Genomic DNA, 15,612 nt, shown 5'->3' on the forward strand with positions numbered 1-15,612 from the left:
GCACGGAGCACGGACGCGTGCCTGCTGGACGGACCCCGTTGACGGTGCGTGAGGACGGCTCGGCTGATGCCGACGTACGGTGCTGCCCGGCCGGGTGTGACGTGTCGACCGGACCGTTACCCATGATGCGGGTCGGGTTCAACTGTGCCTAGGGGGCCTGGATTTCACGCCGGATGCGCCCAGGGGGCTCCCGTTGCAGAATCGCGATCCGTGTGACGCCAGTCAAGTGCTGTTGACGGTCAGGGAAGCCTTCCTTACATTTCCCACGACCGCACACTCGCACGCCCGGCGCCCGCCCCGGTGGTCGCCGGCCAGGCCCGAAACGTCGTCACCCAACGGCCCACCAGCGCCACCTCGGGCCGCGCCACCCACCCGGTCAGGGCAGGTACGACGCCCGTCCAGGCGGTGCCGCGGGCCAGCGCACCGCGGCGGTACCCGGCGCACGCGGCCGTGTCCCGTGACGACGTGACGAGCCGTTCCGGCACCGCCCACGAGCACATCGCCACCGCAGCGCACCGCCCCCGCCACCGTGCACGAACTCCCATCCGCTAGGAGGAACGTTCCATGGCCAGGGCCCCCCATCCCTTCCGGCAGACCCGCCGGCGCACGCTGCTCGCGCTGACCGCCACGACCGCGCTGTCCGCAGGGCTGCTCACCGCCACCACGGCGACCGGCAACGCCGCCACCACCCACCGGTCCGCTGGTACCAGCCACGCGGCCACGGCCGGTTCCGGCCAACTTCCGTCCACGGCCGACGCCGGGGCGGTCACGCTCCCGGGTGGCCACCACGGCCGCTCCGTCCCGTCCGCCATCCGCACCGTCTCCGAGGGCTGGTCGATCCCGTGGGGCCTTGACTGGCTGCCCGACGGGTCGGCGCTGATCACCGAGCGTGAGACGTTCAAGCTCTTCCGGCTGACCCAGGCGGGCAAGCGCGTGGAGATCGGCACGGTCCCCAACGTGGTGACCACCAAGGGCGAGGGCGGGCTGCTCGGCCTGGCCGTCTCGCCGAACTGGAAGCGCGATCACCACATCTTCCTGATGCACTCGGCCGAGGGCGACAACCGGATCGTCCGGATGACGTACGACGGCACCACGCTCGGGGAGTACACCCCGCTGGTCACCGGCATCAAGAAGTACAACTACCACAACGGTGGCCGGCTCCAGTTCGGCCCCGACGGCTACCTGTACGCGACGACCGGTGACGCCTTCCAGGCCGCGCTGGCCCAGGACAAGACGTCCCTGAACGGCAAGATCCTGCGCATGACCACGGAGGGCAAGCCCGCCCCCGGCAACCCGTACGACTCCCTCGTCTACTCCATCGGCCACCGCAACCCGCAGGGGCTGACCTGGGACGCCCAGGGGCGGCTGTGGGAGGCGGAGTTCGGCAACAACGCCTTCGACGAGCTCAACCTGATCAAGCCGGGCAAGAACTACGGCTGGCCCACCTGCGAGGGCCAGTGCAGCACGCCGGGGATGACCAACCCCGAGCGGCAGTGGAAGACCAACGAGGCGTCGCCGAGCGGTCTCACCTACGCGGACGGCGCGGTCTACCTCGCGGCCCAGCGCGGCCAGCGGCTGTGGCGGGTGCCGATCACCCGGACCGGAACCGGCACGCCCGAGGCGTACTACACGGGCGACTACGGCCGGTTGCGCACGGTCGAGAAGGTGCCTGGCGCGAAGGCGCTGTGGCTCACGACGACCAACGCGGACCTCGGTGGCGGCCAGCCGGCCGGCTCCGACAAGGTGCTCCGGGTGGACCTGCGCTGATCCTGACCCACACGGCTCGGGAGCCCGGTGCGCACCCCGCCACCGGGCTCCTTCGCCTGCCGCCGGGCCTGTCCGGCAGTCGCGGCCCGGCCCGCCGACCGGCGCCGGTCCGGGCCCGTCCGGCAGCCGCGGCGCGGTCCCCTGGTGGGGGCGCGCCGCGCGCCGGGTGGGTCAGTCGGTGACGGGGCAGTAGCGGCCGGGGGCGATGACGCCGGCCGGGTCGAGCGCGGCCTTGAGCTGGCTGATGACGCCCCACGGCGCCGTGTCCTGTTCCGTCAGGAACTCCATGGCGTCGATGCCGACCCGGTAGAAGCGGAAGCCCTCCGCGTACAGCCGCCGGTACAGCTTGTCGTTGCAGGCGTGTGCCGCCCGCGTCTGGTCCGGGTCGGTACGGTCGAAGTACAGGTTGATGACGACTTCGGCGTAGTCGGCGTTCATCGGGTTGATGGCGAGGGCGGGCACGATGGCGTACTCCGCGCAGACGCCCTCCACCAGGGCCACCAGTTCCTGGGCCGCCGCGCCGTCCACGGCGATGACCGGCATGCAGGCCAGGTAGCCGATGGTGGAGTCGTCGAGGGCGTCCACGGTCGCGGCGTCCGGCACCGTGGTGGCGCCCGTCGCCTGGTGCAGGCCCTCCAGGAACGCGGTGGACGGGCGCCCGGAGTGCACCGCGTACATCGCGCCCAGCAGCGGATCGGCCGCCTCGCCGGCGACCGTCTCCGCGCTGACCTCCCGGGGCGCGGCCCCGGCGGCGGCGAGCGCCGCGCTGGCTTCCGCCACCGTGAGTGCCACCTGGGCCCGCGACCCGTCGATGGCCACCACTCCGGTCCAGGTGGGCACCTGGGTGCTGGCCGACATCGACAGGATGCGCTTGTCGTTGAAGACATGCGTGATCGACCGGAGCACGTCCGCGGTGAACAGCTCGCCGACCGTGTCGAAGACGCCCGCCAACACCTCCTCGGAGAAGGAGAACATCAGCAGCCGCAGCTCCTCGCGGCGCGGCAACAGGTCCACCACGGCGGCCGTCACGACGCCCAGGTTGGACTGGACGAACAACCCGTCGAGCCCGGGGCCGAGGCCGTGCCGGTAGTGGTGCGCGTGGCGCGCCCCGGGGTCGGCCCACAGGCCGGTGCGTACCAACTCGCCCAGTCCGATGACCGCCTCCAGGCCGCGCACCTCGTCGGCCCGGTGTCGGCGGAAGCCCGTACCGCGCTCGAGGAGGTTGCCGATCACCGAGGAGTTGGGGGACGAGCCGGTCACGTTGGCGACCAGCGTGGGGGCGTGCGTGGCCAGGTGGTCGGCCAACTGTGCCTGGGTGACGCCCGGTTCCACCACGGCGTACCGGCCGCGGGTGTCGACGGAGCGGATGCGGTTCAGGCCGGACAGGTCCAGCAGCGCGCCGCCGGGCCGGACCGGGAGCTTCGAGCCGAGGCCCCAGTTGCGCCCGGTGCTGATGGGGTACAGCGGCACGCGGTGTTCGCGCGCCACCCGGACGACCTCGGTGACCTGCTCGGCCCGCGTGGGGCGCAGGATGGCGACGAGGTGGCGGGGCGGGAAGGCCGAGGTGTTGCGCTCCGCGGCGGCCAACTCCTCCGGCGCCCGCACCAGCGCATCGGTGCCCAGGATCTCGCGCCACGCCGCGATCGCCTTGTCCTGGTCCGTGTGGTCCAACGTCTCCCCATGGGGGTGATTCATCTGCTCCGCTCCAGATCCGTGAGTGAGGGGGCGGTCGGGGCCCGGTGTGGGGCGCCCGTCCGGATGTCGGGGCGCCGGGGCCCCGGCGCGGCCCGGCGCGCGCGGCCCCGGCGGGGTGGGTCGCCCTCGGCTGGCCGCCTGGTCCGCGCCGGGTGGCTTCGGGGCGGGCCGGCGGCTGCCGTGGGGCGGCCCGGGCGCTGGGTGCGCCCGGGCCGGCCCGTCAGGTCCTGGCGGGGCGCAGCACGCGAAGCAGCCGCAGCCCCGGCCCGGTCATGGCAGTGGTGACGAGGGTGACCACCACGAGCGCGACGAAGAGCTGGGTGCCGATCACGCCCGCCTCGTGGCCGATGCTGAGGACGACCAGTTCGGTCAGGCCTCGCGTGTTCATCAGGATTCCGAGCTCCAACGCCTGGGTGCGCGAGAGCCCGGCCACATAGCCGGCCAGGCCCGCGCCGACCACCTTGGAGACCGTGGCCAGCACGAGCAGGACGACGAGCAGCACGGCGCCCTCGGCGCTGAGGGAGAGGTCGCCGAGGTCGAGGGAGAGGCCGAAGCCGAGGAAGAAGAACGGCAGGAGCAGTCCGGCGATGGTGGCCACCGATGTCAGCGCCGCCTCCCCGTTGCCCCGCTTGGTGGCGCGCGGCCAGGCCAGACCGAAGACGAACGCGCCGATCAACTGGTGGATGCCGAGGGCCGCGGTCAGCCCCGCCGAGGCCGCCACGCCCGCGACGCACAGCGTACTGACGACGGCCGGCGAGTACCGTACGGGACCGTCGAGCACCCGCGCGAGCCCGGTCCTGACGGGGCCGAGCAGCATGGCCGTGGTCCCCGCGAAGACCAGCAGCTTCCACCACTGGTCGCCCGCGCCCTCCCCGGTGGCGAGCGCGAGCGCCGCGGTGAGCACCACCCAGCAGGCCCCGTCGCCCACCGCCGCGGCGTAGAGGCTGAGCCGGCCGGTGCGGCTCTTGAGCAGGCCGAGTTCGGTGAGCACGCGGGCGAGCACCGGGAAGGCGGTGACGCTGAGCGAGCACCCCAGGAACAGGGCGAAGGCCAGGGGTTCGCCGGCGCTGCCGCCGTGCTCGTCCCACAGCCACAGCGCCGTGGCGGTCCCGATGGCGAACGGTACGAGGAAGGAGGAGAGGGTCACCAGGGTGAACCCGCGCTCGATCCGGGACTGCTGCACCTGGACCAGTTCCTGCCCGACCCCGAACATGAACAGCACCAGGCCGAGTTGGGCCAGCGCGTCCAGGCCGGTCACGACATCGGGCGGGAAGAGCCAGTCGGAGACCTCGGGGCCCAACTCGCCGAGGACCGAGGGGCCCAGGGCCAGGCCCGCGCAGATCTCGCCCATGACCCGCGGCTGGCCGATGCGGGCCGCGAGCGCCCCCGCGCCGAGCGCGACCGCGAGGACGCCCGACGCGGCGAGCAGCAGGGTGGCGGTGGAACTCTTCGCGCTGTGCCCCGCCGCCGCCGCGCCCGAACCTCCGGGCGCGGCGACGAGCGCGATGACGCAGCCCACGACGGGGAGCGCGACGAGGACGACATAGGCCAGCACGCGCTGGCGCCTGCCGACCCGGCGGCCCCCGTCGGGGTCGGCGTCGGTGGTCTCGCTGGCCTCGGTGAGGCTCATGCGGCCACGCCCGCACCACCCAGGTCGAGCATGCCGGCGTGCAGCAGACGACGGACGAACCGCTGGCCCGCGTTGTCCAGCGAACCGATGAGTTCCTGCCACCCGACGGGTCCGTTGTTGAGCCGCTTGGCGATCTCGGCCGCGCCGTCCCAGGTGTCGATGCCGCGCACCTGCGGGCCGTCGGGGTCGTTCTGGAAGAAGAACCGGTGGCACGGCAGCGTCCGGCCGAGCGAGGACGGGGTGATGTCCGCGTAGCGGACCGGGTCGCTCCAGTACGTCGCGGCGGCCTTCTGCTCCTCCTCGCTCATCAGCTCGGGGATCGGCGGGACGGCCGCCTTGAACCCGGGCACGTCGAGCCCGAGCCCGGAGGTGACCGTGACCCCGGCGGCCAGCCTGACCTTGGCGTCCGGGCCCAGGTTGAGCGAGTTGGCCTCGGCGTACGCGGTCATGAACGGGCCGTCGATGTCGAGGCCGTCCACTCCCTCGCCGTCCGAGAGCACCTGGAGCAGGTCCGGCGTGAAGGCCGTGTTGAGCAGGGCGTGGAAGGTCTGGTCGGTGGTGAGGCCGAGCGAACCCGCCTTGCCGCGGCTGTTCCAGTAGACGCTGTCGGGGTTGTCGCTGCCGATGGCGTAATACCACTGGTCGATGGAGAGCGCGAAGGTGGCGGCCATGCCGTGCCACTCGGAGTCGTAGTCCCGCCACATGCCGCGGACATCCTGCTCCGGCACGTCCCCGCTCGCCGTCTGGCCCAGCAGCGTGGCGGTCGCCACGGCCTGGTTGGTGGCGAAGGCCACGCCGGAGGAGAAGAGCGGGTCGACGAAGTAGGAGGCGTCGCCGAGCAGCACCCAGCGCTCGTCGAGGTTGGCGAACCTGTCGTTGATCATCGAGTAGTTGGTGGCCGTGAGCATGCGCTCCGGATCGACCGCGCGCACGTCCTGGATCAACTCCCGCAGCTTGGGCACCTCCTTGACGGTGCGCAGGAACAGCTCCGGATCGGTGAAGTCGCAGTCGGGACGCTTCAGGATGGCCGGATCGGTGACGATGCCGATGGAGTGCGTCACGACGCGCTCGCCGTTGATCACCTTCGGAACGGGGATGTACCAGGCCCAGCCGTCGCGGAAGGCGAAGCACCCGATGGGCGAGATGTCCTTGTCCCGGAAGATGTTCCAGTCTCCCGGCAGCGACTGGGTCGTCTTCCCACCCAGGTAGTGCTGCCAGATGGCGATGTTGCGGTAGCCCGACAGCCAGTCCCGCTTCTTGTTGGTGACGATGCTGTTCCGCCGCCCCGAGGCGTCCACGAACCAGCCGGCGCGCACCGTGCGGCCGTCCTTGAGGGTCACCTCGCGACCGGTGCCGTCGGGCAGTAACTCGCACTTGGTCACGGAGGCACCCTCGAAGACCTCGGCGCCAACGTCCGCCGCGTGGTCCAGCAGGATCTTGTCGAATTCGGAGCGGTTGACGTGCATGGCCCAGCGGTGCACGCCGTCCCGGACCGTGTTGACGTGGTCGAAGTAGGCGACGTGCGGGTCCTCACCGCGCCACTGGAAGATCCCGCCGAACTTCTTCACCCAACAATCGCTGGCGAGGACCTTGTTAAGCGCCCCGCTCTCCTCCAACACCGGTATGAGGGGGTGCGCGAAGGACTCCCCGATGTGCTCCCGGGGGAAGTGCTCCTTCTCCATGACGGCGACACTCAGTCCCCCCTGCTTCATGAGGAGCGCCGCGAGGGTCGAGCCGCCAGGCCCACCACCCATGATGACCACGTCGTAATAGGGCTTCATTCGGTCATGCCTCTCTTACGGTTCTCAGGTGCTCGTACGGGATACCGGCCGCGCGCGCCGCGCGCGCCGGTCCCCGCCGACGGCGGCAGGCCGCACGGCGGGTGGTCAGCCAACGGGCAGGGCGGAGCCCGACCCGAGCCGGGCGCGCCGACTCCCGTGGCGCGCCACGGCCCGACCGCCCCACGGTGGGGCGGGGCGGCCCGCAGCGCCCGCGCCCGCGTCGGGCTCGACGGGCGCGGCGAGGCCAACGGGTCGCGCGGGCGCGTCCGTTGGCCGCTGTACGGCCGGCCGCCGCCACCGTCGGCACGCGGTCCGCCCGGCCGGATGGCGACCCGGGCCGGGGCGGTGGTCGGACGCGGGGCGTCGTACGGAATGGCGATGATGACCCCCTTGGTCTCGTGTTCTCTCAGCCACGGGCCTGTGGGCGGCGCGGTGGGCTACGCCGCGGGAGCGGCCGAGTATCGGGCGCGCCCTCCCCGTGCGTCGGGAGGCGGGCGGCCCGGGAGGGCGGGGCGGGGCGGCCGAGGGAGTCGGCCCGGACGGGACGGCTGGAACGGTCGGGAGTTGCGCCGTCGGCCACGGGCCCGGGGACGTGAGCACGCCGATGTGCACGGCCCAAGGGGTTGCGTGGTGGAAGCGGGGGCAGGACGGCGAACGGTTCGGGAACGCGGCCGGAGGGACGGACGGAGCCGCGGGGCGGGCTCAACGAGAGCCGTGCACCGCGAGGTTGGCGCCGGGGTCGGGTCGCCGAGGTGGGAGGGGCGACGAGCGACCACCGGTACGGCGACGCGCGGCCGGCGCCGGAGGGGGTCGGAGGGACGGACAACGGGTGTGCCACGGCGCCACAGCGAACCGACACGGTTCCCGCCGGCGCGACGGAGCCCGACCGGGGACCACGGGCGCGCCGCGCGAGCGTTCTCGCTCGTCCGTCAGCGGCCGGGCGTCGCGGGCCCACGGAGCCGGGTGCCAACGATGTCAGCGAAGCGTCAGACGGCGCGACCGCCGCCGGGATCGCGATCGGGGCGCGCGGCGAGGGCAGCCGTGAGGCTCGTGGGGCATCCCTTCTCGATTGACTGGCGCATAACTTTATGCTCAACAAATGGGTACCACACTTTTCTGCGCTGCGGGAGGACCATTCGTCAATTCACCGCCCCACGACGTCGATTCGATCGAGTTCCGATGAGTCCCAGTGAACGCAATGCTACTGCGCCCGGGTCACGGTGCGCGTTGCAGCTTCTTGCCACTACCGGGGAGCGGAATTCCCGCCCCCATATTCGGCACCTAGGTGACACATCCCGGCCACGACTCAACCAGGCCAACAGGAACGGAACATTCAGCTTCCACCGCGCCAGTTCGGCCACGCCCGGGAGAGCGCGATCCCGCCGCCCCACCGGCGGGAAGTGATCGGCCGTGCCCCGCCTCGTCGCGAACATCTCGATGGCACGCACCACGCGGTTCCGCAACCCCGCGTATAAAGCGGAATCCTCCGCCTTCCCTGTGGATTGACGATGGTGAGCGGAATTCCCCTTTCCGGGAAGAAAAACCTGCGCGATGATGACCGGTTCGGGTAGCGCACACGGACCGATACGTTCCGGCGCCGGCCCGCCCCGGCTTGGTCCGCTCCCCCTCCGGGGCGCCGCCGGCGACGCGGGTGGTGGGCGAACGCCTCCGAGCCCCGGCGCGGCCAGCGCGAACGGCACGTACCGAGCGGCGCGGCGCCCGGGTGGCGCGTATGGGCCGGTAGGGCGTACGGGCGGCGCCGGCACGGTGCGGCCCATGGGCGACGGGGCGGACTCGTACGGGAGGGGCGGTCCGGCGGGGCCTGCCGGCTGGCCCCGGCCGGTCGCTTCGGGGGCAGCGGAGTTCCTTCCGGCGCGCGAACGGGGCGATTGCGTGGTTTCCACACCTCATTCCGCTCCGCTTTTCGGGAGCGGGCGATACCCACGCCGTATCGCGCGGCCGAGAGGGGCAGTCATTCCACGAGCCGCCAACGGCGGCCCCATACGCCCCTCGCGTGCAGCACTCTCAGTGCGGCGCGCGGACGAGCGCTACTCGAATTCGCTTCGCGGTGTGAGAGATGTGGTGTGGCGGCGCTCGGTACGCACGCTTCTCTTCGTACGGGCGGCGAATCGGGTGGCCGGCAGAGCGGCGCGCACGCGAACGAATGAAGGCGCGTCACCGTGATCAGCCCGCCGAAGGGAAACCCAGCGAGAGGGGCGAACGCCCCTTGGTGGGAATTCGCGTCGGCCTCGATTCGGTGGCGTCGTTCACGTCACTTCCGCTGCCGCCTCTCGGGCCTCGACCATCGCATTCCCTCTCGGGAACTGACTGTATGGACCACCCGGTGTCGCGCTCACTGCGCTCGATCGCCGTTCGGTATCGGGCGGGTGGCATCCCCGTTGCGCGCGGCGTACTCATGGGCGCGCTCGCCGCCGTACCGCCTGACGGCGCGCGAGGCTACCCCGCGTAACCCTTCGGACGCGGTGCGGAAGGGCCCGCCGGGCCGGGCTCGCACCGGGCGCGGCAACGCGACCGCGAGGCTCGCGATCCTTCCGCGCGCTCCCTCCGGGCCAGCGGCGCAGAGCCTTTCGGTAAGCGCGAGGCCCCCGATGTGGTGCCGGTATCCGCGTCTACTCATCCCTGCGCGGCCCGCGCACGAAAAGCCAGCCGGGCTCCCAATCCCCCGCAATGCGGCTCCCGTTCGACGCCGTCCGACATCGGCAGGGCCGGTCGCCTCCGGGGCGCGCACCGCGACATAGCCCTTTCCTGGGCGCATCGCGGGCATCGCCCCGCATCGTGGGTTACCCGACTCATCACAATGGCCGCGCGCACCCGAAGAAACGTGCGAAGGAAATATCGAAAGAGCACGCCACACCGCGCGGCGAAGGACGCACGTCGGGCGAACAGCCAGCCCGTTTCCCGGGCGTGACGTGCACGCGAACTCGCGCCCACCACACGGGTTCTCCGGTGTGCGCGTGTCGATGCCCGGCCCCGGAAACCCCGTACCTATACGTCGGATACCGAACGCGTTATCCGGACTTCCCACGCGGATTCGGAGGAATCCGCGAGATGGGCACGAGAGCGACCTCCTCCGGATGATCCACCCGCCGCTTCCCCCGATACCGAATAAGCCCTCGCCGCCCCGGAGTTCTCGCCACTCCCGCCGCCGCCCGGTGGGCCCGTGGTGGCGAGCGGCGGCAGGCGGCAGGCGGCCGTCGGGCGCCGCGCGTCGTGACGTGCCGGCCGGGGAGGTGGCGGCGCACCGCGCGGCTGGCGGTCCCGGGCGTGCAGGCCCGCAGCGTATGTGCGGGCCGCTGCCGCTGTGCGGGCTGCTGCCGCGCTCCAGGTGCGGCGGGAGTACGGCCAGTTCGTCAGGGGCATCCGCGCCGGCGCGGCCGTTCGGGCGGCCCATGGTCACGTGCGCGGCCGGTCTCCTCCACACGTCGCACGACGCGCTGACCCGGCATGAGCCGGCGCCGGACGCGACGGCGTCCGGCGCGTCGATGCGCAGGCCCTACCGGGGCGGGATCGACGGGCCGAGGGCCGGCCCCACCGGGTCCCCCTCAGCGGGACGCGGTGGCGGACCACTCCGGGGATCGGCCGAGCGATGTCAGGACGAGGTCGAGGGCCGATCCGTCCGGGCGGGCGGGCAGCGCCGGCCGGAAGAGGGCCCCGGGGCCGGTGCGCCCTTCGTCGTCCGGCACGCGCTGCGCGATGGCCCCCGCGGCCCGTACGGTCTCCTCGTCCAGATCGAGGGGCACTCCCAGCGCGCGGGCCACGTCCCAGCCGTGGACGACGTAGTCCAGGAAGTGGAAGCCGATGGCGAGGGACGCGGGGAAGCGTCGGGTGGCGCTGATCTCGGGCAGGAGGAACTCGGCGCTGAGCACGCCGGGGCGGGCGAAGGCGTGCAGCACCGTCTCGGCGGCGGCGCAGTACGTCGCCAGCGGGTCGTCACCGAGTTCGCTGGGCTGCCAGTCGGCCAGGTCGGTTCCGCCACCGGTGGCCGCGGCGGCGAACCCGTGGTGCTGGCCGGCCATGTGAGCCACCAGCTCGCGCAGCGTCCACTTAGCGCACGGGGTCGGCCGGTCCCAGTCGCGCGCGGACGCCTGGCCAAGCACGCGCACGGTCTCCAGGACAGCCGTCCGGTCGAGCTTGCGGATATCCATCCTGCCCCCTTGGTCGAGCGGTTGCCTCGTGGAAAACATTAGCACGACCGTACGTTTAGTTATGAGTGGCCGAACGGCCCGACCGCCGCCGGCCGGGCCCCGGCGCCGCCTCACGCGTCCGCCGTCGCCACCTGCGCCTCGATGAACCGGGCGAGCCGTCCCACCCCCTCGACGATCTCCTCGCGGCTCAACGCGCTGCACGAAAGGCGTAGTTGGTGCTCGCCGCCGCCGTCGAGGAAGAAGTCGGCCATCGGCGTCCACAACACGCCGAAGTGGCGCGCCGACCGCTCCAGCGCCTTCGCGTCCGCGACGAACGGCACGTCCACGACGAGGAAGAAGCCGCCCGCCGGCTCGTTCCACCGGACGCCCAGCGCCCGCCGCCGCTCGGCCGGAAAGTGCCGCGCCAACTCTTCGAGAACCGTGGACAAGTTGGTGCGGTAGTGGGCGATGGAGGCGGCGTTGGCCTCTCGCAGCCGACAGCCCGACTCCACGAGCAACCCGCCGATGACCGCCTGGCTGACGGCCGAGGTGTTGACGGTGGTCATGCTCTTGATCTTGGACAGCTCGTCGGCGAGCAGCGAACGCCGCCCCGCCGGGTCGATGACCTCCTGGTCGGCGACGACGTACCCGACCCGCGCGCCGGGCAGCGCGGTCTTGGCGAACGAGCCGAGGTGCAGCACCCGCCGCTGCCGGTCCAGGGCCTTGAGGGTGGGCCGGGCCGAGCCCGCGCGCACGAAGAAGCCGTACGGGTCGTCCTCCAGGATCAGCAGGTCCTCCTGGGCCGCCACCGCGAGGAGCCGGCCGCGGGCCTCGACGGTCATGCTCGCGCCCGACGGGTTGGCGAAGTCCGGCACGACGTACAGGGCGCGCGGACGCCGGCCCGCCTCCCGGGTACGGCGCACGGCGGCCAGCACCTCGTCGGGGTCGGGGCCGTGCGCGCCCTCCGGGACGGGTTCGACCGCGATGTCGAGCAGTCGGGCCGCGCCGGTGACGCCGACGTAGCAGGGCGAGCTGACGAGAAGGGTGTCGTCGGGCCGGGCGAACAGGGCCCGCAGGGTGATGAGCATCGCCTCCTGACAGCCGGTCGTCACCACCACCGACTCCGGGCTCACGTGGATCCGCTCGTCGTTGGCCAGGGTGCGGGCGATCAGGTCGTGGATCACGCCGTTGGTGCGCCCGTACTGGAAGAGTTGGGTGCGCACCCGCTCGGGCGACCAGCCAAGCTCGCCCTCCAGGTAGTCGGTGTAGGAGCGCAGGTAGTGCGGCAGGTCCGCGACCTCGAACGTCCCCTCGGCCGGTCGGCCGGGGGCGAAGGACAGCGCGTCGGGGAAGCGGGCGACGACCTCGTTCAGGAAGTTCATCGCGTCGAGCAGCGGGTCGGTGAGCGAGGCGTGCAGGTCGCCAATGGCCAGCGGTTGTAAGGACGCCACGGGCGCGCTGGGTTCGGTCACGGCTCAGTCCTTGGTCGCGGGGTCGGCGAGGGCGGTACGCAGGTACGCGGCCACCCTCGTGAGGGCGTGCCGGCCGGCGGGAACGGTGCCGGCCATGGCGAAGAAGCCGTGGGTGACGCCCGGGTAGCGGACGGCCTCGGCGCTCACCCCGCACTCCCGCAGCCGCGCGGCGTACCGCTCGCCCTCGTCGCGCAGCGGGTCGTACTCGGCGGTGATCACCAGCGCCGGGGGCAGGCCGGCGTGGTCGGTGGCGCGGAGCGGCGATGCCAGCGGGTGGTCCCCGTCCTCGGCGGCTGGCAGGTAGTTGTCCCAGTACCAGCGCACCGACTTGTCGTTGAAGAGCAGCGGGTCGGTGATCTCGCGGCGGGACGGGGTGTCGGCGCGGTGGTCGGTGTTGGGGTAGACGAGCACCTGGGCCCGCAGGTCGGGACCGCCGGCGTCGCGGGCCAGCAGGGTCACGGCGGCGGCCAGGTTGCCGCCCGCGCTGTCGCCGGCGACGGCCAGCCGACCAGGGTCGCCACCGAAGCGCGGGGCGTGCTCGGCGGCCCAGCGCAGGCCGGCGAAGCAGTCGTGGGGCGCCGCCGGGAACGGGTGCTCGGGCGCGAGCCGGTAGCCGACGGCGACCGTGAGGCAGCCCGCCGCGTTGGCCAGGCTGCGGCAGATCGCGTCGCTGGTCTCCAAGGAGCCCAGCGTCCAGCCGCCGCCGTAGAAGTAGACGAGCACCGGTAACGGCCCCTCGCCCGCCGGGCGGTAGACGCGCACCGGCAGCGGGCCCGCCGGACCCGCCAGCGAGGCGTCGACGATCCGCTCGACCGGTTCGAGGTCGCCCGCCTCGGCCTGGATGGCGGCCAGGTCGGCCGCCCTGGCCTCGGCCAGCGTCATGGCGTACAGCGGGCGGACGTCCCGCGCGGCGCGCCGGTCGTACAGGGCCTGCGTGTGTGGCTCAAGGGGCATGGTCTCTCCGTGTCGTGGCAGCGGCCCGGGAGCGTGGGCCGTAAGGGCGCGGTGCGGTGCGGTCGCGGGGCGCGTCAGGGTGTGTCGGGGAGGAGCGTCGGGTCGGTGGCGACGCTGAGCAGGCGGTTGCGGATGCCGTTGGTCGCCCGTTGGTAGCAGGCGAAGTTGTGGTGCAGGACGGATTCGGCGTTGGCCGTCTCCAGCAGGGCGACGAGTTCGAAGGCGAGTTGGGGAATGTCGGTGTCCGTACGGACCTCGCCGACCTCTCGGGCGTCGGCGATGACCCCCTCCAGCAGGGAGAACCAGTTGCCGTGCGCCGCGGTGACCGCGTCGCGCACCTTGCCCTCGCGCGCGTCGTACTCGGCCGAGACCGAGTAGAAGAAGCAGCCTCCGGGAAAGACGCGCTGTTCGGAGTAGGTGAGCCAGTTGACGCACAGGCGCCATATCTGGCCGATGCCGGCGGGCAGATCGCGCGCCGGCCGCACCACGTGCTCGACGTAGATCTTGATCGCGGTGCGCACGGTGGCCAGTTGCAACTCCTCCTTCGAGCCGAACAGGGCGAACACGCCGCTCTTGCTGAGCTGGAGCTCGCCGGCGAGCCGGCCGAGTGAGAGCCCCTCCAACCCTTCGACCGATGCGATGTTGACGGCTCGTTCGAGGACCAACCGCCGCGTCTGGTTGCCGCGTTCGATCCGTCCGTCCGGGTGCGTCGTCGTCAAGGGAAACCTCCTCGATGCCTCCCACCGGGGCTGCCGCTGCGTCCCGCCGAGCGCCCACCCGACTAAGTGGACGACCGTGCGGACATGTGGGAGAGTTCGGTTAGTGTACGCACGTGCGGTTAGTTGGCGTACAGGGTCGCAGCACGCGAAGCGAGTGACGGCGGGGGGATGCGCCAGTGGAGTCGACGCTCTACGACTACGAGACCGCAGCCAGGGAGCGATTACCGCGTCCCGTATGGGACTTCCTCGCCGGCGGCAGCGGGACCGAGTCGATGCTGGCCACCAGCCGCGAGGCGCTCGACCGGCTCACGCTGCGCCCGAGGTGCCTCGTCGACGTCTCCGACTGCCGCCCCGACACCGCGCTCCTGGGCTCCCGGCTGCCGGCCCCGCTGGGCATCGCCCCCATGGCCTACCACCAACTGGCGCACTCGGAAGGCGAGTTGGCCACGGCACGGGCGGCCGGCGTGTCGGGCACACTGCTGACGGTCAGCATGTTCGCGAGCCGCACCCTGGAGGAGATCGCGGCGGTGGCCGGTGGCCCGCTGTGGCTCCAGCTCTACTGGCTGCGGCGGCGGGAGCCGATGGTCGATCTGATCCGGCGGGCCGAGCGGGCCGGCTACCGCGCGCTCGTCCTCACGGTCGACGCGCCCCGGATCGCCCACCGCCCGCGCGACGTACGCAACGGCTTCGCCCTGCCGGCGGGCATCCGCGCGGCCAACGTCGACCCCGCGGTCATGACGGCCACCCACAGCGCCGCCGCGGGCCAGTCCGCCATCGCGCGCCACGCCCGGGAACAGTTCGACTCCTCGATCACCTGGAAGGACCTGGCCTGGCTCAGGGAACGCACCGAACTGCCCCTGGTCCTGAAAGGCGTACTCACCGCCGAGGACGCCGAACTCGCCGTGCAATACGGCGTTGATGCCCTCGTCATCTCCAATCACGGCGGCCGACAACTCGATTTCGCGACGCCCGCACCGGACGCCCTGCCCGAGATCGCCGACGCCGTCGCCGGGCGCTGTCAACTCATCCTCGACGGAGCCATCCGCCACGGGGCGGACATCGCGAAGGCGCTGTGCCTGGGGGCCGACGCGGTGTTTGTGGGCCGCCCGGTCCTGTGGGGTCTGGCGCACTCCGGAAGCGACGGGGTCGCGGCCGTCCTGCGCACCCTCATGTGCGAGTTCGACGAGGTCATGGCCCTGATGGGGGCGCCTGACGTGCAGGCGTTCCACCGCTCGGGAATTGCGCGGAAATGAACTGACAACCCCGGAGGGTCAACCATCCCGCATTCCCTTTCACCACCTGGTGAAAGGGAGTTTCGGGCTGCCCGCTTATCACTACCCAATCAAGCAAAGGGGTTCGCGGAGAACTTCGCTTGATTACTGAAAGGTAGTGAGCAACGATGAATCTGCCGCCGGGTGGGGAAACATGGCGGCGCACGCATCCGTATTC

At 72.1% G+C, this 15,612-nt stretch carries 9 protein-coding genes; 2 read left to right on the forward strand and 7 right to left on the reverse strand.

Annotated elements, in window-relative coordinates:
• Window positions 1-564 precede the first annotated feature (564 nt).
• Window positions 565-1,767 (forward strand): PQQ-dependent sugar dehydrogenase, encoded by a 1,203-nt coding sequence (locus tag H7H31_RS03445; RefSeq protein ID WP_187117763.1) that lies wholly within the window; start codon window positions 565-567, stop codon window positions 1,765-1,767.
• Window positions 1,768-1,938: 171 nt separating this feature from the next.
• On the opposite strand, the gene H7H31_RS03450 is transcribed toward H7H31_RS03445, so the two are convergent.
• From H7H31_RS03450 to H7H31_RS03480, 7 genes are all read right to left on the reverse strand, one after another.
• Window positions 1,939-3,462, reverse strand: a complete 1,524-nt coding sequence (locus tag H7H31_RS03450) for an FAD-binding oxidoreductase (RefSeq protein ID WP_187117764.1) — start codon at window positions 3,460-3,462, stop codon at window positions 1,939-1,941.
• Window positions 3,463-3,682: 220 nt separating this feature from the next.
• Complete coding sequence (locus H7H31_RS03455) at window positions 3,683-5,092, reverse strand: cation:proton antiporter domain-containing protein (RefSeq protein ID WP_187117765.1); 1,410 nt, start codon at window positions 5,090-5,092, stop codon at window positions 3,683-3,685.
• Window positions 5,089-6,873: an NAD(P)/FAD-dependent oxidoreductase gene (locus tag H7H31_RS03460; protein ID WP_187085158.1), complete on the reverse strand. Its 1,785-nt coding sequence runs from the start codon at window positions 6,871-6,873 to the stop codon at window positions 5,089-5,091. The genes H7H31_RS03455 and H7H31_RS03460 overlap by 4 nt, the downstream gene beginning before the upstream one ends.
• A gap of 3,563 nt (window positions 6,874-10,436) precedes the next feature.
• Window positions 10,437-11,039, reverse strand: coding sequence for a TIGR03086 family metal-binding protein (locus tag H7H31_RS03465; RefSeq protein WP_187117766.1), 603 nt, complete (start codon window positions 11,037-11,039; stop codon window positions 10,437-10,439).
• 110 nt (window positions 11,040-11,149) lie between these two features.
• Window positions 11,150-12,490: an aminotransferase-like domain-containing protein gene (locus H7H31_RS03470; RefSeq protein ID WP_232109665.1), complete on the reverse strand. Its 1,341-nt coding sequence runs from the start codon at window positions 12,488-12,490 to the stop codon at window positions 11,150-11,152.
• A gap of 3 nt (window positions 12,491-12,493) precedes the next feature.
• Complete coding sequence (locus tag H7H31_RS03475; protein ID WP_187117767.1) at window positions 12,494-13,444, reverse strand: alpha/beta hydrolase; 951 nt, start codon at window positions 13,442-13,444, stop codon at window positions 12,494-12,496.
• A 74-nt stretch (window positions 13,445-13,518) separates the two neighbouring features.
• Complete coding sequence (locus H7H31_RS03480; RefSeq protein WP_187117768.1) at window positions 13,519-14,163, reverse strand: TetR/AcrR family transcriptional regulator; 645 nt, start codon at window positions 14,161-14,163, stop codon at window positions 13,519-13,521.
• A 176-nt stretch (window positions 14,164-14,339) separates the two neighbouring features.
• Here H7H31_RS03480 and H7H31_RS03485 point away from each other — a divergent pair, with 176 nt between their 5' ends.
• Window positions 14,340-15,416, forward strand: coding sequence for an alpha-hydroxy acid oxidase (locus H7H31_RS03485; protein WP_187117769.1), 1,077 nt, complete (start codon window positions 14,340-14,342; stop codon window positions 15,414-15,416).
• The last annotated feature ends 196 nt before the right edge of the window (window positions 15,417-15,612 follow it).

The organism is Streptomyces buecherae, from assembly GCF_014295035.1.
Taxonomy (GTDB): domain Bacteria; phylum Actinomycetota; class Actinomycetes; order Streptomycetales; family Streptomycetaceae; genus Streptomyces; species Streptomyces youssoufiensis.